This window comes from Sorangium sp. So ce394 (assembly GCF_051474665.1).
GTDB lineage: Bacteria > Myxococcota_A > Polyangia > Polyangiales > Polyangiaceae > Sorangium > Sorangium cellulosum_D.
In genome coordinates this window covers 3,245,919-3,265,256 of the sequence record NZ_CP150339.1, presented here as the reverse complement: position 1 = coordinate 3,265,256, position 19,338 = coordinate 3,245,919, and the positions used below count along the sequence as shown (strand labels likewise).

Here is a 19,338-nt window from a genome sequence, read left to right as displayed (position 1 = left end):
TCGCGCCGGGATTTCGCGAAATCGGCCTCATCCGCGCGATCTCGGCGGCGGGGGCCTCGCGCCACTCGATCTCGATGGGAAGGCCCGCTATGAATTCGCCCGCCATGGCCGTTCCCGAGATCAGCGAGCAGGAGTTCGAGCGCGAGGTGCTCCGCAGCGAGTTGCCCGTGCTCATCGATTTCACCGCCACCTGGTGCGGGCCGTGCAAAACGGTCGCGCCGGAGGTCGACGCCATCGCGCGCGAGCTCGAGGGCAAGGCCAAGGTGGTCAAGATCGACATCGACAAGTCGAAGCGCATCGCCACGATGCTGCGCATCCAGGCCGTCCCGACGTTCATGGTCTTTCACCGGGGCCGCCCGGCGGCCGCGGAGCAGGGCGTCCTCAACCGCAAGCAGCTCCGCGAGCTCCTCGATCCGTTCCTCCCGCGCGCCGAGGGCGCCATCCGGGCGGCCGAGCTGGCGCAGCTGATCCGCGAGGGCCAGGTGGTCGCCGTCGACACGCGCGAGGGCCCCGCCTACGGGCGCGCCCACATCCCCGGCGCGGTGCACATCCCGCTGGAGGAGATCGAGGGCCGGCTCGCCGAGCTCCACATGCTGACCGGCGCGCCGGTGCTCTACTGCCGCTCCGGCGACAAGTCGAAGGACGTGGCCGCGAAGCTCGCGGAGGAGGGCGTCCCCGTCGCGTTCCTCGAGGGGGGCTTCCTCGCGTGGGAGGCCGAGGCGCTGCCGATCGAGCGCCCCGACTGAGCGCGCGCGTCCGCCCTCTCCGGTGAGCGCGGCCGTCGGCCCGGCGCGCGCGCGGCGCCGAGGCGTGGCGTCGCCGCCGGCGGCGTCAGCGACCGGCGGCCGTCGCGTCACCCCTTGGCGGCCGCGAGCGCCGCCGAGACGACCTCGCGCACCGGAACGCCGTGGGTCCTCGCCGCCGCGGCGCAGTCGTCGAACTCCGGCTTGATCTGCGGCGGCCCGAACGGCCCCTCGCTGATCTTCACCCGGATGGCGCCGTACGCGGTCTTCACGGTGGTGATGCGCCGCGGCCGCTCCGTGCGGGCGACCGGGATCTTCCGGAGCCCGATGCTGGTCGTCTCGCGGAGCAGCGCCGTCGCCACCGCGTCGGCCTGGGGGGCGGCGGCGAGCGCCGCGATCGTCAGCGCGGGCCGCCCTTTCTTCATCGTGATCGGCGCCGCCCACGCGTCGAGCGCGCCTGCCGCGAACAGCGCCTCGATCGCGTGCCCCGCCACCTCGCCGGTGAGGTCGTCGACGTTGGCCTCGACGATCACGTGCGACGCGCTGCCGAGGCTCTCCTCCCCGCCCGAGCGCGTCCCCAGGACGACCCGCAGCAGGTTGGGGCGGTCCGGGAGCTCTCGCTGGCCGGCGCCGAAGCCGATCCGGTCGGGCGCGAACGTCGGCCAGCGCTCGAACCGGGTCGCCAGCGCGGAGATGATGGCCGCGCCGGTGGGCGTGACCAGCTCGGCGTCGAGGTCGACGCCGTAGGTCGGAACGCCGCGGAGGCACGCGACCGCGGCGGGCGGCGGCAGCGGGAGGATCCCGTGCCGCGCCTTGACGAACCCGCGCCCCATGGGCAGCGGCGATCCGACGACCTCCGCCCCGATGTGCACGATGGCCGCGGCGGCGCCCACGATGTCGACGATCGCGTCGACGGCGCCGACCTCGTGGAAGTGCACGTCTTCCAGGCGGATCCGGTGCACGGCGGCCTCCGCCTCCCCGAGGCGCCGGAAGATCCGGCGTGCGAGCGCGGCGACGGGCGGATCGAGCGGCGCCGCGGCGAGCATGGCGTCGATCGATCCGTAGGTGCGCTCCGGCTGCGGCGCCTCGACGTGCACGTCGAACGAGGTCGCCACGATGCCGCTGCGGTGGGCGTGCCCGCGGTGCAGGTGGAACCCCTCGATGGGCAGCGCCGCGACCGCGCGCTCGATGACGAGGAGCGGCACCCCGAGATCGAGCAGCGCGGCGATGGTCATGTCGCCGGCGATCCCGCTGAAGGCATCGAAGAACAGGATCTTGCCGGCGCCCGCGCCTTCTTCGAGGAGCGGCGCGCGCGGGTGGTCGTGCCCTTGCGCGTGGTCGTGGTCGTGATCGTGCGCGTGGTCGTGATCGTGATCGTGATCGTGACCGTGCGCATGGTCGTGATCGTGACCGTGCGCATGGCCGTGATCGTGCCCGTGCTCATGGTCGTGACCGTGCCCATGCGCATGGCCGTGATCATGCCCGTGCTCATGGTCGTGACCGTGCGCGTGGTCGTGACCGTGCCCATGCGCATGGTCGTGACCGTGCGCGTGGTCGTGACCGTGCCCATGCGCATGGTCGTGATCGTGCCCGTGTCCCATGTCTCGCCTGCTCCGTTCGCCGGGCGTCTGTGCCTCGCGGCGCTCCCGCGGTCGCGCTCGTCGAGCGCTCACTCCTTCGGCAACATGCGGTGCACCACCATCGCCGCGCCGAAGCCGCTGTCGATGTTGACCACGGCGACGCCGGAGGCGCACGACGTGAGCATGCAGAAGAGCGCGGTGAAGCCGCCCAGGGCCGCGCCGTAGCCGACCGCCGTCGGGACCGCGACGACCGGGGCCGCCACGAGCCCGCCGACCACGCTCGGCAGCGCGCCCTCCATGCCCGCGACCACGATCACGGCGGACGCCTTGCGCAGCTCCTCGACGCGATGGAGGAAGCGATGCAGCCCCGCGACCCCCACGTCGTACAGCCGCTTCGCCTCGAGCCCCACGGCGCGCAGCGTCTCGATGGCCTCCTCGGCGACCGGGAGGTCGCTCGTGCCCGCGGTCACGACCGCGACCGGACCGGCGGCGCGCTTCGGCGTCGGCGCGACCTCGACGGTGCCGGTCCGCGCCAGGGGGACGTAGCGAAACGCGGGCAAGAGCGACGCCACCGCCGCGCCCTTCGCGGCGTCGACCCGGGTCACGAGCACGTTCTGCCCGGCCCCCGAGATCTCCTGGGCGATCAGGGCGATCTGCTCGGGGGTCTTCCCTTCGCCGAAGATCACCTCAGGCACGCCCTGCCGGAGGGCGCGGTGGTGATCGACCGTCGCGACGCCCAGATCCCGGAAAGGCAGGCCTCGGAGCGCCTCGAGCGCCTCCTCGACGGCGAGCTCGCCGGTGCGAACGCGCTCAAGCATGTCCCGGACGAGGCGCGGCTCCATGTGCGCAGCCGCTTAGCGCGGCGGCGCCGCCAGAGCAAACGTTCCGCCCCGGCCGCCCGTTCCCCCCGGTCCCGTGGGGCGCCCGGCCGTGCGCGTCCGGCGGCTCGGCGCGCGCTCCTCTCGCTCGGCGCGCCGTCCCCGGGCGCGCCATCCCGGCGCGCTCCCTCCCTTCCTTGTGCCGCTCCACGCAAACTCTCCAGGCTCTTTGCACAGGAGGGGGCGACAGGACTACGTTCCGCGCCGCGTGCCCGCCTTCGTCGCTCCCCTCGTCGGCTTTGCTCTCGGCGCGCTGCTCGCATGGTTCAGCGCAGCAGCCCCTCACCGCCCAGGCGCGCTGCGCGCGGCGGAGCCACGGCTCGCGTCCGGCCCGCCCGATCGGCCGCTCGCCCTCGTCTCCCTGTTCGCCGTCCTCGTCTTCGCCCCGGTCTGCGCCTACTTCCTCGTCTTCGCGCCCGACTGGAGCTTCGCGTACCTCGTCGACACCCGCCGGGTCCCGTCCGCCGTCGACCTCGTGCTGCTCCTCCTCGACGCCGCCTCGGTGCCCGCCGGGTTCGTCGCCGCGCAGCGCTTCGCCGCGAGCGCCGGCGGCCGTCCGACCGCGCAGCGCTCGATCCGCGCGCTGGCCGTCTTCGCCGGCGCGCCGCTCGCGATCGCCCTGATCGCCGTCCTCGCCTTGTCCCGGCGCCTCGCGCTCGACGGCACCTACCGGCAGGTCGAGGGCGACTTCGGCGTCCATCCGATCACCGGCGGTCCGCTCGGCTACGCGCTCCTCTGGATGCACACCATGCTCGCCGCCGGCTTCGCGGTCACCGTGAGCGCCCTCCTCCGGCGCGAGCCGCCGGGCGGCGGACAGAAGGGTGAGCCCCCCGCCGGCCCGCGCCCCCGCGCCGTCCCGAGCGCGCCGGCTCCAGCGGTGGAGCCGCCCCGGCCCGCCTCGACGCGCCCGCAGCGCCGGCTCGGCCTCGGCAAGGGTGGCCGCTCGAACCGGCCGGGCTGAGGCGCACCCGCGAGCGCGGCCGCCGCGTCACCGCGTCACCGCGTCGACGGACCGTCGCGGCGGCCGGCCCGCCGCGTCACCGCGTTGACGGAGCCACCGCGCTCCTCCACCCTGTCGCCTCATGTCCGAACGAGCCCGCATGGATCGTCAGATCGAAGAACTGATGGAGCTGGCCGAGCAGGTGGTGACCCGCGCCAGGAAAGGCGGCGCCGACGTCGCGGAGGCGATCGCCCGCTCCGGCTCCGAGCTCACCACCAAGGTGCGGCTCGGCGAGCCCGAGCTCGTCGAGGAGGCCGTCCACAAGGGCCTCGGCATGCGGATCATCAAGAAGCAGCGCGTCGCGCTGACCTCGACCTCCGACCTCACGCCCCGCGGCCTCGATCGGTTCGTCGCGGACGCGCTGGAGCTCGCCGACATCTCTCAAGAGGACGAGTTCGCCGGCCCCGCCGATCCGGAGCTCATCGCCAAGGGGAACTTCCCCGCGCTCGATCTCTACGATCCGTCGGGCGGCGAGGTCACGGCCGCGCAGGCCATCGACCTCGCGCGCCGCGGCGAGCAGGCAGCGCGCGACGCCGACCCCCGCATCACGAACAGCGAGGGCGCGACGTTCTCGCGCAGCGCGGGCGCCTACGCCCTCGTCCTGTCCGGCGGGTTCCGCGGCGGCGTCGCCGGCTCGTACGCCCAGCTCGTGGTCTCCCCGGTCGCCGACGACAGCGACGACAAGAAGCGCCGCGGCTTCTACTTCACCGCCCGGCGCCACCTCGCGGACCTGGACGCCCCGGAGGCCGTGGGCCGCGAGGCGGCCCGCCGGACGCTGCGCAAGCTCGGCGCCCGCAAGGTGCCGACCTGCGAGGCGCCCGTCGTCTTCGACCCGGACGTCGCCCGCTCGATGCTCGGTCTGCTCGGCTCCTGCCTCATGGGCAGCTCGATCTGGCGCAAGTCGAGCTACCTCATCGGCCGCGAGGGGACGCGCGTCGCCAGCGATCTCATCACCGTCGTCGACGACCCCTTGCTCCCGCGCGCGCCCGGCTCGCGCCCGTTCGACGGCGAGGGCCTCCCGTCCAGGCGCAACGTCGTGGTCGAGCAGGGCATCCTGAAGACCTACCTCTGCGACAGCTACAGCGGCCGGAAGCTCAAGCGCCCCTCGACCGGCAGCGCCTCGCGCGGCGCCGGCGGCGGCGTGGGCCCATCGACCTCGAACTTCATCCTGCAGCCCACCTCCACGCCGGCGGAAGAGATCGTCCGCTCCACGCCGCGCGGGCTGTACGTCACCGAGATGATGGGCTTCGGCTTCAACGCCGTGACCGGCGATTTCTCCCGGGGCGCCGCCGGCTTCTGGATCGAGAACGGTGAGCTGACCCACCCGGTCAGCGAGGTGACCATCTCGCTGAACCTCGACGAGCTCTTGCAGCGGATCGACGCGGTCGGGAACGACCTCGATCTCCGGACGGCGACGTCATCTCCGACGTTCCGGGTCTCCGCCATGACCATCGCCGGCAGCTGAGCGAGCTCGGCCGCCGTCGCCAGAGCGTGTCCGCGGCGCGGCCCGCGCTCCTCGACCTCTTCTTCTTCAGCTCATCCAGGAAAGCGCAGGAGCGGACTCGGCAGCTGGGTTGCGAGCGACCCTTCAACCGGCCCCAGGTTGCGCTGCGGAGGGGGGTTCTGTCCTCAGCGGGTCGTGCTTGCAGTGCTGCGCTCGGTGGCGGGCTCTCCTCCGTCGCCCGCGGCCGTCCTCGCCCAGCCGTTGAGCTGGGCGTAGGACGGCCGGGGCCCTCGCTCAGCGCGAGGATCCGCCTGCGGCCAGGCTCCGCGGCGGCTCTTCCGAGGCTGCGCCGGCGCTCGCCTGGAGGGGCGCTCCCGGCTGCGCGGCCGCTTCAGGCATCAGGAATGCCCTTAGCTGCTGCGCGTCGTTGCGGCCGATCCTCCCCACGAACGGGGGCAGGCTGATCGGCTCGTCCGACAGCGCGACGAACGTCCCCTGCGAGTTCGCTCGGTGGAGCGCCTCGAAGAGGGAGGTGACGTCCACGTCGCCGGACACGGCCCGAACGTCGATGATGTACACGTCCGCGGGGTCCGCCCCCGCGTAGATCAGCGCGTCATACGGGTGGCTCGCGTGCCGGATGGGCACGCCTTCCCCGAGGGCTCGCGCCACGTGGGCCATCGTGTCCTTGGTGCCGATGGCCATCATCGACTTGGAGGTCGCCTTGGCGAGCTCCCGGGGCACCGAATAGCCCCATGCACGGAGGAACTCGGCCACGTCCGCCGCCTTGAAGCGCAAGTGTCTCCCTGGCGTACGGAAATGGGCAATCCTCCCTCGATCCACCCAATTATGGATTGTCTTCAAGTCGACCTCGCACAGGGCTGCGAGGTCGGATGCGGTCAACAGCTTCTCACGAACACCAGCCATCGCCGAACTCCACGCGAAAGGCACCTGCCGCACAGCTCGCGTTCACAGCGCGGCAGCGTCTCCTCAGGTGGCGGCCCCCCCCACCCGTCTGTCTACTCGATTGAAACCTAGCTCTCACAGACGGGTCCGTCACCCGCTTTGCTCGAATTTTCTCTGCCCCTCGGAGAGATCGCCCTGTACGGAGGCAAACTCCCCATCCTTCAGGGGATGTCCTGGTTCATTATGTTCACGCGCCCGGGCGTCGGCCAGCTGGTCACGAAGGAGCCAGCCGAGCCGTCGGGAGCGCGCGGCCCTACGCGGGCCAGGCTCATCCCTGCTTTCGGCTCGGGCATGGCGGGCGACCTGGACAAGACTGCACCTCCTCCATCCATCAATTTGAGCGGTTCTCCCGAGTTTGACAGCCCATGGTTGCCAAGTTTTGGCACCCGGAGCAGGAGCGCCTCCGGAGGAGCCGGAGGATCGAGCTCATCATCGGAGAGAAATCCCTCGTTGACGACCAGCGCGTACGCGCCGGGCGCCAGCGAAATGGAAGGCAATTCGGTCTCTCCGCCCACATCGGCCAACACATACCCTGTAAGGTCAGCTGGGACATCGCCATCATTGTAGAGCTCGACCCATTCCTGCCCCGGCTCCGGCCCGACAGGATTTGCCAGTACCTCGTTGATGATCACGTGGGGCATGGGCTCGCGCGTCATGGCCGAGAACGTCCGCCGCTCCATGCGGCCGGCGTTGTCGACGGTGGCAATGGCGAGCTCCACGGCGGTGAGGGGCGGCAAGGGCCCGAGGACGAACGGCTCGCCCGGTCGCAGGGCGAGGACCTCGTCCAGCCCCTCGCCCGCGATCGCCCAGAGCAGCGGCGCATCCGCCGACCGGACGCGGATCCGATCGTCGGCGACCTGGGCGCACCCCGGCCCGAGAGGCACTTCGTCCGGCGCGCACGCCGCGGCGACGGCGGAGAGGGGCTCCGACTCCAGCGCAAACGGACGCGGATCGAGGCTCACGGCCCCGGGCTCGCCGTCGAACGCGACGGGCGGGCCCACGAGGCGCAGCTCGTCCGCCTCGCCCGGCGCCGGGGGCGACTCCCCCTCGAAGCGCAGGCAGCGGGCGCCGATGCCCTCGACGGCGCCGGGGCGCAGCTCGCCCGCCGGCCCGCTCGGCTCGAGGGTCGCCGCGGCGATCGTCTCCGGGAGCGGCGCATCGCCACACCAGACGCCGAAGCCGAGGCTCGCCCCGGCGTCGGGCGGCGGCCAGATCCGCGGGAGCACGGGGGGCGAGCCCTCCGCGGCGACCTGGAGGTGGTGCGAGAAGACGGGGCTGCCGCTCGCGACGGCGTAGGTCTCGCCGGGCGCGAGCGGGACGAGCGGCGCCACGGTCAGCGTGAGGTCCCCCGGGGGCGTGCCGTCCAGCCAGGCGATCGACGGGACGACGCGCGCCGAGAGCGCCTTCGACAGCTCGCCCTGCTCGATCTGGCGGAGGTGCGCCGCGCCGACCTTGCCGCGGACGACCAGCGCACGGGCAGGATCGACGCCCTCGAGCGAGGCGCCCGGGAGGCGCACCCGCAGCCGCAGCACCGGCGGCGCGGCGTGCAGGGGCGCTTCGGGCTCGATGTGGAGCTCGGGGCCCACGTCCGCGGGGTCGGCGAGCTCGGCGTCCTCTTCGTCAGGCGGGGAGCGAGGGGGAGCCGCGAGCTCCGGCGCGCAGGACAGGGCGGAGGCCGCGAGCGGCGCGAGCGCGAGCGGCAGGGCGCGGCGAGCGCGGGGGATGCACGAGGGGCGAGTCGGCGGGTGCTGGGTCATGACGCGGAGTTCGGCAGGAGCTCGCCGCCGGTTGCTCGACGTCGCTTTTTTTTTCGAGGCCGCTACCCTCGCCTCGCATGGCCCCCGAGGACATCAAGAAGCTCCGGCAGGAGCTTGGGTGCACGGCCCGCGAGCTCGCCGGAGCGCTGGGCATCGAGCAGGAGACGGTGCTCGCCTGGGAGCACGGCGACCTGTTCCCGACCAAGCGCTTCGTCGGAATGATGGAGGAGCTGCGGCGCAAAGGTCCGGAGGCGATCCCCCGCAAGAAGAAGAAGCAGGCGGCCGCCTCGCCGCTCCAGCTGCTCTCCGACCCCGAGCTCTGGCGGCTCTTCCGCAAGCTCCTCGCCCACCCCGAGCTGAGGAGCGCAGCGATGAAGCTGGCCGACACCTATCCGGATCCGATGGACGCCCCACCGTCGTGAGCGACGGGCCGATGGGCCTGAGGATCAGAAGGAGATGACGAATCAGTCGTCGTCGTCCTCGTCCTCGTCGTCCTCGTCGTCCTCGTCGTCCTCGTCCTCGTCCTCGTCCTCGTCGTCTTCCTCGTCGTCTTCCTCGCCCTCTTCGTCCTCGTCCTCGCCCTCTTCGTCCTCGTCCTCGCCCTCTTCGTCCTCTTCGTCCTCGTCCTCGTCCTCTTCGCCCTCTTCGTCCTCGTCTTCCTCGTCCTCGCCCTCTTCGTCCTCGTCTCCCCCTTCGCCGTCTTCCTCGTCTTCGCCCTCTTCGTCCTCGTCTTCGTCCTCTTCGTCTTCGTCCTCTTCGTCGCGCAACGCATCCTCCTCGGCAGGGTTGTCGCGCCGGACGGCGGCCTTCTCGACAGCCCCAGCATCCTCCCCAACGACCGAGCTCCCCTCACGCACGTGATCTTCCATGGCTTCCATCGCAACATCTCCCTCCCGCGGCGCAGTAGGCGACACGCCGACGTCTTCCGGTAGATCCTCGGCCGCAGTGACGACCGTCGTCCGGATTGATCCCTCCGCGCCGGCGAAGCTCTCCTGTCCCGCGGTCGCCACCGCCGTCTCCGGCGGCTCTTCGCCGAGCTCGCGCTCGTAGGCGCGTCGCGACTCCTCGGTCAGCTCGGTGAACTCGCGCAGGGTCGGCAGCTCGCCGAGCGCCTTCAGGCCGAAGAACTCGAGGAACTGCGCCGTCGTGCCGTACAGCATCGGGCGCCCGGGCTCGTCCTTCTTGCCCAGGATCCTCACGAGGTCTCGCTCTAGGAGCGACTTGAGCGCCGCGCCGGAATCGACGCCGCGGATCTCGTCGATCTCCGGCCGCGTGATCGGCTGCCGGTAGGCCACGATCGCGAGCGTCTCGGTCTGGGCGCGAGACATCTTGACCGGCTTCTGATCGGTCACCTCGCGAACGAACGGCGCGAACGCGGGGCTCGTCCGGAAGACGTACCCTCCGGCGACCTCGTCCAGCCGGAACCCCCGCCCGTCGTACTCCGCGACGAGCTCGGCCAAGAGCTCGCGCACGACGCGGTGCTCTGCGTTCGCCGAACGCGCGAGCTCGCGGGCCGGCACCGGTCGCTCCGCCACGAAGATGAGCGCCTCCAGCACGCCCTTCAGATGCTTGCGCGCGACCGCGGAGAGCCCGGGCACCTGCGCGGGCCCCGAGGTCGCGCTCCGGACGGGAGCATCGGCGCGACGCGCAGGATCGCCGAGCTGGGACCAGGCGCCTGCGCGGAAGCGAGCGAGCGGATCCTGCCGCGTCGCCCTGGGGGCGCGCGGCTCTTTCTTCGCGCCGCGCGATCGCTTCGCTCCGCCGAGCCACGCGTACGCCGCCGCCCGCAGACGCGCCGGAGTGCCCCGCCCGCTCGCCCGCGCCGGCGCGGCCTGCGCCGACGTCTTCGGCGCGCCCTCCGCCGACGTCTTCGGCGCACGCGGCTCCTTCTTCGCCCCCCTCGGCCGCTTCGCTCCGCCGAGCCACGCGTACGCCGCCGCGCGCAGACGCGCCGGCGTGCCCTGCGCGTTCGGCTTCGCCGGCGCGCCCTGCCCTGGCGTCCTCGGCGCCCGCGGCTCCTTCTTTGCTCCTCGCGGCCGCTTCGCTCCGCCGAGCCATGCGTACGCCGCCGCCCGCAGACGCGCCGGCGTGCCCTGCGCGTTCGCCTTCGCCGGCGCGCCCTGCCCCGGCGTCTTCGGCGCGCGCGGCTCCTTCTTCGCTCCTCGTGACCGCTTCGCTCCGCCGAGCCACGCGTGCGCCGCCGCCCTCAGCTGCGCCGGCGCGCCCTGTCCTGTCGTCTTCGCCACGCGCCGCCGCTTCGCCGCGGCATCAGCCACCGTCACGGCCACTCCCTGCGTCTACCTCATCCACCTCTTCCGCCGGCGCAGCCTCTTCCGGCGGTGTCGCGGCCTCCTCCGAGGCCGGCAGGTCGCTCGGATCCGCGGCCGCATCGCGCTCCGTCTGCTCCAGAGCGGGACCGGCGTCTGGTTCGGCCGCTGCCTCGCCCTCCACGAGCTCGTGCGCGCGGCTCGTCTCCTCCGCCGGCTCGGCCCGCTCCGGCCCTGCAGGTTCGCCGCTCGATGGCTCGGTCAGCTCCGGCCACATCGCCGCTTCGCTCGGCGCCTCCGTAGCCTCCGCAGGCTCAGGCGCCTCCGCCTCGGCGCTCATGGCCTCCACGGGCTCGGCAACCTCCGGCCACGCCGGCTCTCCGCTAGGTGCCTCCGCAGCCCCCGCAGGCTCAGGCGCCTCCGTTTCGACGCCCATGGCCTCCACGGGCTCGGCAACCTCCGGCCACGCCGGCTCCTCGCTCGGCGCCTCCGTAAGCTCGGGCGCCTCCGCAAACTCGGGCGCCTCCGACGTCTCCACAAGCTCGGGCGCCTCCGAAGCGTCCGCAAGCTCAAGCGCCTCCGAAGTCTCCGCAAGCTCGGGCGCCTCCGACGTCTCCACAAGCTCGGGCGCCTCCGAAGCGTCCGCAAGCTCGGGCGCCTCCACTTCGACGCTCCTGTGCTCCAAGGGCGCGGCCATACCCGGCCACGCCGACTCTTCGCTCGGCGCTTCCGCAGCCTCCGCAAGCTCAGGCGCCTCCGCCGGCTCAAGCGCCTCCGCCGGCTCAAGCGCCTCCGCCGGCTCAAGCGCCTCCGCCGGCTCAAGCGCCTCCGCCAGCTCAAGCGCCTCCGCCGGCTCAGGCGCCTCCGCAGCCGCCGCCGGCTGAGGCACCTCCGCCTCGACGCACCTGTCCTCCACGGGCTCGACCAGCTCGGCCGCCTCGATGAGCTCCGGCTCCGCCGCCTCGATGAGCCCCGGCTCGGCCGCCTCCACGAGCCCCAGCTCCGCCGCCTCCACGAGCCCCGGCTCCGCCGCCTCCACGAACTCCGGCTCCGCCGCCTCGATGAGCTCCAGCTCCGCCGCCTCCACGAGCCCCAGCTCCGCTGCCTCCACGAGCTCCGGCTCCGCCGCCTCGATGAGCTCCGGCTCCGCCGCCTCCACGAGCTCCGGCTCCGCCGCCTCCACGAGCTCCGGCTCCGCCGCCTCCACGAGCTCCGGCTCCGCCGCCTCCACGAGCTCCGGCTCCGCGAGCTCGCCGCCCCCCACGCTCGCGGCCTCCGCTCCATCACCCTCGCCGGCAGCAGGCGGCGCGCCCGCATCTTCGCCCCCGGCCGCCTCGACCCGCTCCGCCGACGGCGCCCCCTCGTCGACCTCGAAATCGGCCGGAGGCGTGCCGTCCGGCACCGAGAGCTGGATGTGGATCGGCGCCAGCGGGTCCGTCTGGTGGACCCGGATCAGCCTCAGCTTGCACATCTCGAGCACGGCCAGGAACGTGATGACGACCTCGAAGCGGGGAATGACGCCCCCCTTCGAGACGCTGTCGAGCAGCAGATCCTCGAAGCGCATCGACCGCCGCGCCGAGAGCTTCTCCGTGAGCTCCACGATGCGATCCGTGATGCTGATGCGATCGAAGACGACCTCGTGATCAATCTGGACGTTCGTCCGCTTCAGCACCCGCTCGAAGGCGTCCAGCAGGCCGAAGATGGGCATCGACGCGAACGGAGCAGGGCCCTTGGGCACCTCGCTCTCGCTCATGCCGCGCGTGAACACGTCCCGCCCCAGCGTGCCGCGATCGGCCAGATCGGCCGCGGCCATCTTGTACTTCTGGTACTCCAGGAGCCGCCGGACGAGCTCGGCCCGCGGATCCTCCTCCTCGCCCGGCATCCCGTCGTCGTCCTGCCCCGCAGGGACGCTCGGCAGCAGCATCTTCGACTTGATGTGCGCCAGCGTCGCCGCCATCACGAGGTACTCGCTCGCAAGATCGATCGACAGCGAGCGCATGAGCTTCAGGTACTCGAGGTACTTTTCCGTGACGAAGCTCACGGGGATGTCGAGGATGTCGAGCTCGTGCTGCTGGATGAGGTGCAGCAGCAGGTCGAGCGGCCCCTCGAACGTGGGAAGCGTGACGACGTACTCGCCCTCCCGCGGCCCCGCGTCCGCCGCCGCCTCGGCCCGGGACGCGGCCTCCCGGGCCGAAGCGGCCTCCCGGGCCGAGGCGGCATCACGGGCGGGCGAGGCGGGCGCGGCGGCGCGCGAAGTAGCGGCGGTGCCCCGGCCGGCGGCGGGCGCAGGAGCGGCGCCCGCGTTGCCACGCCCTTTGCCGCCGCGCGCCCTCGCTGCGCCCGCCTTGGAACCGCTCACGCCGCGACCGTAGTCGCAAGGCGCCGGTCGGTCCACGCCCGAGCGTCCCCCGGCGGCGCGACGCGCCGAAACGCCGCTCCCTCCGAGAATTTGTGGCGGGAGCGGTGCTAGGATCAGCGCGGTCGATGAAGCCGTCCCCCGCGAAGAGCTGCCCCTCGTGCGGTGAGCGCTACGACGCGGGCGTGCTGTATTGCCCGCGCGACGGCACCCCGCTCGCGAGCTCGCGCAAGAGCGCCTCGTTGGGCGCCGCCGAGCGCGATCCGTACGTGGGCCTCACCCTCGGCGGGCAGATCCAGGTCCGCCACCTCATCGGCATCGGCTCGATGGGCCGCGTCTACCGCGCCTTCCAGGCAGGGATCGAGCGCGACGTGGCGGTGAAGGTCCTCCACCGCGAGCTCAGCAGCAACGCCGAGCTCGTGAGCCGCTTCCACCGCGAGGCCAAGATCGCGAGCCGGCTCGTCCACCCGAACGTCGTCCAGGTGCTCATGACCGGGAGCATCCCCGCCACGGCCGACGCCAGGATCGGCGGCGAGCTCTACCTCGTCATGGAGCACCTCGACGGCATCTCGCTGCTCTCGGCGCTCGCCGCCGCCGGCACGGCGGGCGAGAGCGAGGCGCTCCCGCTCCCGAGGGCGCTCCACGTCATCCTCCAGGTGTGCGACGCGGTCGGCGAGGCGCACGCGCAGGGCATCGTCCACCGCGATCTCAAGCCCGAGAACATCATGCTCGTCCGCCGCGGCGAGGACCCGGACTACGTGAAGGTGCTCGACTTCGGCATCGCCCGCCTCGACTGGGCCGACAAGGCGATGACCACGCAGGCTGGGCTCATCTTCGGCACGGCCAAGTACATCTCCCCCGAAGGCGCCGAGGGGCAGCGGGTCGGCCCGCCCGCGGACGTCTACTCGATCGCCACGATGCTCTACCAGTGCCTCGCCGGCCGCGCGCCGTTCGAGGGCGACTCGCCCGTCGCGCTGCTCGTCCAGCACACCCACGCCCCGCCGGCGGACCTGCGCAGCATCGCGCGCTCGAGCTACGTGCCCGCGCCGATCGCGCAGGTCGTGATGCAGAACCTCGCCAAGAAGCCCTCGGACCGCGCCCCGGACGCGCGCTCCCTCGGCCGCGATCTCGCCCTCGCCGTGCGTGCGAGCGGCCTCGACCCCGACGAGATCGCCGCCCAGCCCGGGCTCCTGCGCGCCAGCGCGGTCATGAAGCTGGCGTCCAAGTCGCGCACCAAGTCGCTCGACCTCTCCCCCGCGCTCGCCGCCAAGATCGGAGGCATCGCCGCGCCCACGCTGGAGAGCGCCCGCGTCAGCGACCTCGATCCGCTCCTCCCGTCGAGCGAGTCGGCGCTCTATGGCGGCCCCGCGTCGCCCCGCCACGAGGAAGATCCCGCCTCGACGAGCGACGAGGAGCGCTCCTCGTCGCCCCGAACGAGCGGCGTCGAGCGGTACTCCGCGAGCGGCGGCGAGCGGTACTCCGCGAGCGGCGGCGAGCGCGCCTCGTCGCCCAGAGCGAGCGGCGTCGAGCGCTCCTCGGCGAGCGACGCGGAGCGCGCCTCGTCGCCCAGAGCGAGCGGCGTCGAGCGCTCCTCCTTCAGCAGCGCGGACTTCAGCGGCGCGCCGGACGAGCCCGCGCGGACGGCGATCGGCCTCGGCATCGACCCCGCGCGCGACTCCGCGCCCGCACCGTCGACCATGCAGGGCGTCGCGTCCGCGCCGCCGCAGCTCCCCCGCCGCGCGGTGATCGCCCGCGCCACCGCGCTCCTCGCGTGCGCCGGCGCGGTGGGGCTCGTCGCGTTCCTCGGCGGGCGGCACCTCGGCGCCTTCGGGGGGAAGACCGCCCAAGACTCCCTGGAAGGGCACATCGACCGCGCGCGCGACTGCATGGGCAGGCACGCGTGGGACACGCCGCCCGGCGAGAACGTGAAGGACATCATCGCGCAGGCCCTCGCGCGGTGGCCCAGGGACGCGCGGCTGGTCGCGCTCCGGCGCGAGTCCGCCGAGCGCGTCGTCGCCGACGCCCTCGGGCGGAAGTACGCCGGCGACAGGGCCGGCGCCATCCGCCTGGCGAAGCTCGCGATCGAGCTGCACCCGGAGCTCACCACGGCCCAGCACCTCGTCGCCGAGCTCTCGGCCCCGCCGAGCGACGCCCCCGAAGAGCCGCCGCCGCAGGTCTCCCCGCAGAGCAGCGGGCTCCGGAACGCCGGCCCGGATCGCCGGCCGCCCCCGCGCCGTCCGGCGCCGGACGGCGACCGCGGCTCGACCCCCGGCCAGCCGCCGGCGGCGGGTCCCCGCGGCGCGCCGGCCCCGCCGCCAGCGTCGGGAGGCGCGGGCGCGCCCGCGAAGACCGGCGCCGCCCCGCCGCCAGCGTCGGGAGGCGCGGGCGCGCCCGCGAAGGCCGGCACCGCCCCGCCGCCGGCCAGCGACGCGCCGGTCCTGCCGCCGTCGCCGCCCCCGCTGCCCACGGAGGGCTCCTCGCCGCTCCCCTCGTCGACCGGTCCGTGGCTATAATTCGACGAAGGTGAATCGAGGCGGCTGGTACCCGACGTCGCGCGCGCCCACCAACGTCCGCGCTGGGGAGGGTGACCGAGCAGCGCCGCCGCGCCGAGACGGCGCCCGCTCGAAGCGCCGCGCCGCGGGCGCAGCGGGCGCCGCCGCGCTCGCCCTGCTCCTCTTCGCGGCCCCCGGCCGCGCCGACGAGAGCAGGGCGGCCCGCCGCGCCGCCGCCGCGCGCGAGCGCGATCGCCCCTACACCATGGTCGAGATGAGCGGCGGCGTGATGACGCTCCCCGGCGCCGACGTCTGCCCCGTCCTGGCCCCAGAGGCGTGCGAGCAGGGCGAGACGAGCGTCTCCTTCGGCATCCACAACCTCTACCGCTGGGGCGACATCGGCTTCGGCGCGGGCATCTTCTGGGCGGCGTCGCTGAGCACCGACGCCGCGCACGGGGCCAGCAGCCTCGAGCGCGATCACTCGCGCCGCTACTTCATGCTCGACGGGGTGTTCCGCTACTACGCCCTCCGCACGCCCAAGACGGAGTGGTGGGTCGGCGCGACCGTCGGCGGCGTCGTCGTCAACGACTCCTGGTCGGTCGAGGCCGATCGCAACCCGTACTCGGACACGGCGTACGTCGGTCCCAGGGCAGCGACGATCGGCACCGAAGGGGTCGCCGCGGGGCTCGCGATCGGAGGAGACTGGGCGTTCGCCGAGAACTGGAGCGTCGGGAGCCACCTTCGCTACTCGAGCTGGTTCCTCCCGGAGCAGCGCAAGATCTCGCCGACCGGCGATCGCGCGTCGCTCTCCGAGCGCGTCGACATGTTCAACATCGGCGTGCTCATCGCCTATCGCGTCGCGCTCTGATCCCGCGCGCGCGGGCGCCGCTGGCTCCCGCGCGCGCGGGAGGAATCAGAGCGCGCGCACGCCGACCGCTCGGCGTGCGCCAGTTGACGCGACATCGCCAGGTCTGTACGCCTCCTCGACCGTTTCCATCCTGCGAGGAGCCCCCCGATGCCGCTGAATCTCTCGACGGTCGGCCACACGACCAAGCCCAGCGCCTTCACCTTCAACTGGAAGACCCTGGCCACCTACGCGCTCGGCATCGGCGCCCGTCGCGAGGAGCTCGAGTACCTCTACGAGGGCGTGCCGGGCGGCATGAAGGTCTACCCCACGTTCGGCGTCATCCCCTCGCAGGACGCCGTGTTCGCGGCGCTCGAGGCGGCCGGGGCCGAGCTGCCGCTCATCGTCCACGGCGGCCAGACGCTCCGCGTGCACCGGCCGCTCCCGACGAGCGGGACGCTGTTCACCACCGCCACCGTGTCCGGCATCTACGACCTCAAGAAGTTCGCGCAGGTGATCGTCGAGACGAAGACGACCCTCAACGATGAGCCGCTCTTCGACACGGTGTGGTCGATCATCGTGCGCGGCGTCGGCGGCTTCGGCGGGCCGCGCCCGCCGCAGAGCGAGCCTGCGGCCTCGGCGCCGAAGGACCGCGAGCCCGACTGGGTCGTCGAGCAGGCGACCACGCCCGAGCAGGCGCTCCTGTACCGGCTCTCGGGCGACGAGAACCCGCTCCACGCCGACCCGGAGGTCGCGGCGAAGGCGGGCTTCGCGCAGGGCCCCATCCTGCACGGCCTCTGCACGTACGGCTTCGCGGCGCGCGCGATCATCCAGAAGGCCGCGGGCGGCGACGCGAGCCGGCTGCGCGCCTACGGCGCGCAGTTCCGCAAGCCGGTCTGGCCCGGCGACACCCTCATCACGCGGGGCTACATGCTCGAGGGCGGCAAGGTCGCGCTGGTGACCTCGGTCAAAGAGCGCCCCGATCCCGTGCTCACGAGCGCGTGGGCGGAGATCGGCTGACGGCCGGCGCGGCCGCGTGCTAAGGCCGAGGCCCGGATCAGGGAAGCGATATGAGCAAGACGACCGAGAAGGACAGGGCCAAGGACGACGAGGACCTCGACGAGGACGAGTCGACCGACGAAGGCAACGACGACGGGGAGGAGGAAGAGGCGAAGGCCACCGCGGTCCGCGGACGCGGCCACGCGCACGACGACGACGACGACGCGGACGACGACGGCGCCGATCCAGAAGATGCGTACTGGTGGACGCCGCACGCGGTGCTCAGCGCGCTCGTGCTGATCGGGCTCCTCGGCTTCTTCGGCATGTTCAACAAGACGCCGCTCGCTCGCCTCGCCGCCCCTGTCGCCCCGGAGCCGGACGAGCACGCGCACACGGCCGCCGCCGCGCCTCCCGCGCCCGCCCCGACGCCCCGTCCGGCGCAGTCGGCGCAGCCGCCCCGGGAGATGTTCGGCGCGAAGCACCTGCTCGTCATGTACCAGGGGAGCCGGCGCGCGCCCGCGACGATCACGCGCACGAAGGAGGAGGCGAAGGCCCGCGCGACCGAGGCCATGACGAAGGCCAAGGCCGACCCGAGCAAGTTCGCGGACATCGTGAAGGAGTACTCGGACGAGCCGGGCGCGGACCGGCGCGGCGGCGACCTCGGCAAGTTCCCGAAGGGCGCGATGGTCCCGGAGTTTCAGACGGGCCTCGAGAAGATCAAGGTCGGCGAGGTGAGCGACCTCGTCGAGACGCCGTTCGGCTTCCACGTCATCCTCCGCACGCAGTGAGCGCGCGGCGCCTCCGGCCCGCGGCGCCTCCGGCCCGAACGGCGCCGCAGCGCTGCCGGCCCGCGCGCCGCAGCGCTGCCGGCCCGCGCGCCGCAGCGCCGTGAGCGACCCGTTCGCTCGCGCGCTCAGCGCGCCGGCGCGGTGACGATCTTCTTCAGCCTCGCCGACTTCTCTTCCTTGGTCAGCGTCAGCTTCGCGTGCTCGTCGGCCGTCATGCCGCTGCGGAGCACGCGGGCCTCGTCGCCGACCCCGTAGACGGTCTTGTCGGCGCGGGCGAAGATCCACTCGGTGGCGGGGCTCTCGCCCTCCTTGTGCATGAGGCGCACCGAGCCGTCGCCGATGCCCTTCTCCCGGACGGCGCCCGGCAGCTTCGCCAGCGTCGACAGCACGTCCTTGGCCTGATCGACGTCGGCGCGCACGATCGCGGCCACCCGGTAGCGCTTGTCGACCTCCTTGTAGTAGCCGAACGCGCCGGGACCCGCGCCGTCGACCCCGAGCACGTCCTTGGTCTCGTAGCGGACCCCGAGCGGGATCATGTTGTCCTTGGGGAGCGCCGCCGCCGCCGGCGGCAGCGACGGCTCGCCGGGCAGCTTCGAGCCCATCTCCTTCACGAGCCCCGGCAGGACCTTCTCGCTCGACGACTTGAGCGCCGCCTCGGCCAGCGCCTCGTCGTTGTACGTGATCTCGGCGAGGTACTGCCCGCGCCAGAGGTACGCGTTCCCGACCCCCATCGCGGCCGCGCCGCCGCCGTCGATCTGGCGCGGCGTCGCCTCGTCGGCGGGGTCGCCGTCGCCCACGGTGCGCTTCGTGAACATCCCGTAGGCGCCCTCGGTGGACCCGAACTTCGAGAGGTGCACGTCGACCGTCGCCGAGCCGCCGGCGCCGCTCACGTAGCGCGCCTCGACCACCCGCCGCACCCCGAATCCCTTGTAGATCTCGCACTCCCCGTCGAACATGTCGCAGATGCTGTCGAGCGGCAGGGGCGCCGATTCGCCGAACGTCTTCTCGGCGCCGTTCGGGTCGAGGCAGAACCCGCCCGTCATGCGCGGGAAGAACGGCGCGCTCGCCGCGTCGCTGATCGTCCCGCCGCCGTCCGCGCACGCGGCCGGCTTCGCGGCCGGCGGCGGCGGCGGCGGCGCGCCCATGGGCTCCTCCTTCTTGCTGCAGCCCGCGGACAGCGCGGCCGCGAGCGCGCCCGCGAGCAGCGCACAGCTCCCGGCGCGGAAG

Annotated in this window: 15 protein-coding genes; 8 read left to right on the top strand and 7 right to left on the bottom strand. The window is 73.2% G+C overall.

The genetic code is table 11. The annotated features are described in order from the left end of the window. Window positions 1-104 precede the first annotated feature (104 nt). A complete protein-coding gene (trxA, locus tag WMF33_RS12175) occupies window positions 105-746 on the top strand; it encodes a thioredoxin (protein WP_437337287.1) in 642 nt (213 codons plus the stop codon). A gap of 107 nt (window positions 747-853) precedes the next feature. Here trxA and larC read toward each other — a convergent pair whose 3' ends face one another. Both larC and larB read right to left on the bottom strand, forming a co-directional pair. Next, window positions 854-1,978, bottom strand: a complete 1,125-nt coding sequence (gene larC, locus WMF33_RS12170) for a nickel pincer cofactor biosynthesis protein LarC (protein ID WP_437337286.1) — start codon at window positions 1,976-1,978, stop codon at window positions 854-856. Between the two features lie 434 nt (window positions 1,979-2,412). Next, window positions 2,413-3,165, bottom strand: coding sequence for a nickel pincer cofactor biosynthesis protein LarB (larB, locus tag WMF33_RS12165; RefSeq protein WP_129574425.1), 753 nt, complete (start codon window positions 3,163-3,165; stop codon window positions 2,413-2,415). Window positions 3,166-3,409: 244 nt separating this feature from the next. Between larB and WMF33_RS12160 the strand changes: the two genes are divergently transcribed. Both WMF33_RS12160 and WMF33_RS12155 read left to right on the top strand, forming a co-directional pair. Further along, a complete protein-coding gene (locus tag WMF33_RS12160; RefSeq protein ID WP_437337285.1) occupies window positions 3,410-4,162 on the top strand; it encodes a hypothetical protein in 753 nt (250 codons plus the stop codon). 139 nt (window positions 4,163-4,301) lie between these two features. Then, window positions 4,302-5,666 carry a TldD/PmbA family protein gene (locus WMF33_RS12155; RefSeq protein WP_437337284.1) on the top strand — a complete coding sequence of 455 codons (1,365 nt, stop codon included), beginning with the start codon at window positions 4,302-4,304 and terminating at the stop codon, window positions 5,664-5,666. A gap of 273 nt (window positions 5,667-5,939) precedes the next feature. Here WMF33_RS12155 and WMF33_RS12150 read toward each other — a convergent pair whose 3' ends face one another. Beyond that, window positions 5,940-6,569: a helix-turn-helix domain-containing protein gene (locus WMF33_RS12150; protein WP_437337283.1), complete on the bottom strand. Its 630-nt coding sequence runs from the start codon at window positions 6,567-6,569 to the stop codon at window positions 5,940-5,942. 200 nt (window positions 6,570-6,769) lie between these two features. Next, window positions 6,770-8,365 carry a lamin tail domain-containing protein gene (locus WMF33_RS12145; protein WP_437337282.1) on the bottom strand — a complete coding sequence of 532 codons (1,596 nt, stop codon included), beginning with the start codon at window positions 8,363-8,365 and terminating at the stop codon, window positions 6,770-6,772. 77 nt (window positions 8,366-8,442) lie between these two features. On the opposite strand from WMF33_RS12145, the gene WMF33_RS12140 reads away from it, so the two are divergent. Next, window positions 8,443-8,787: a helix-turn-helix domain-containing protein gene (locus WMF33_RS12140; RefSeq protein WP_061626783.1), complete on the top strand. Its 345-nt coding sequence runs from the start codon at window positions 8,443-8,445 to the stop codon at window positions 8,785-8,787. Window positions 8,788-8,829: 42 nt separating this feature from the next. Here the strand turns inward: WMF33_RS12140 and scpB are convergent, their stop codons facing one another. After that, a complete protein-coding gene (gene scpB / locus WMF33_RS12135) occupies window positions 8,830-10,647 on the bottom strand; it encodes an SMC-Scp complex subunit ScpB (protein ID WP_437337281.1) in 1,818 nt (605 codons plus the stop codon). After that, on the bottom strand, window positions 10,634-12,991 hold the full coding sequence (locus tag WMF33_RS12130; RefSeq protein ID WP_437337280.1) for a segregation/condensation protein A: 2,358 nt from the start codon (window positions 12,989-12,991) through the stop codon (window positions 10,634-10,636). Before WMF33_RS12130 ends, scpB begins: the two co-directional genes overlap by 14 nt. Window positions 12,992-13,116: 125 nt before the next feature. Here WMF33_RS12130 and WMF33_RS12125 point away from each other — a divergent pair, with 125 nt between their 5' ends. The 4 genes from WMF33_RS12125 to WMF33_RS12110 all read left to right on the top strand — a co-directional run bounded on the left by WMF33_RS12125 (window position 13,117) and on the right by WMF33_RS12110 (window position 18,111). Further along, a complete protein-coding gene (locus WMF33_RS12125; RefSeq protein ID WP_437337279.1) occupies window positions 13,117-15,501 on the top strand; it encodes a serine/threonine protein kinase in 2,385 nt (794 codons plus the stop codon). 10 nt (window positions 15,502-15,511) lie between these two features. After that, window positions 15,512-16,348 carry a hypothetical protein gene (locus tag WMF33_RS12120; protein ID WP_437337278.1) on the top strand — a complete coding sequence of 279 codons (837 nt, stop codon included), beginning with the start codon at window positions 15,512-15,514 and terminating at the stop codon, window positions 16,346-16,348. 147 nt (window positions 16,349-16,495) lie between these two features. Continuing rightward, a complete protein-coding gene (locus WMF33_RS12115) occupies window positions 16,496-17,344 on the top strand; it encodes a MaoC/PaaZ C-terminal domain-containing protein (protein ID WP_437337277.1) in 849 nt (282 codons plus the stop codon). Between the two features lie 50 nt (window positions 17,345-17,394). Then, window positions 17,395-18,111 carry a peptidylprolyl isomerase gene (locus tag WMF33_RS12110; protein ID WP_437337276.1) on the top strand — a complete coding sequence of 239 codons (717 nt, stop codon included), beginning with the start codon at window positions 17,395-17,397 and terminating at the stop codon, window positions 18,109-18,111. A 125-nt stretch (window positions 18,112-18,236) separates the two neighbouring features. On the opposite strand, the gene WMF33_RS12105 is transcribed toward WMF33_RS12110, so the two are convergent. Further along, window positions 18,237-19,256 carry a DUF6599 family protein gene (locus WMF33_RS12105; RefSeq protein ID WP_061622174.1) on the bottom strand — a complete coding sequence of 340 codons (1,020 nt, stop codon included), beginning with the start codon at window positions 19,254-19,256 and terminating at the stop codon, window positions 18,237-18,239. Window positions 19,257-19,338: the final 82 nt, after the last annotated feature.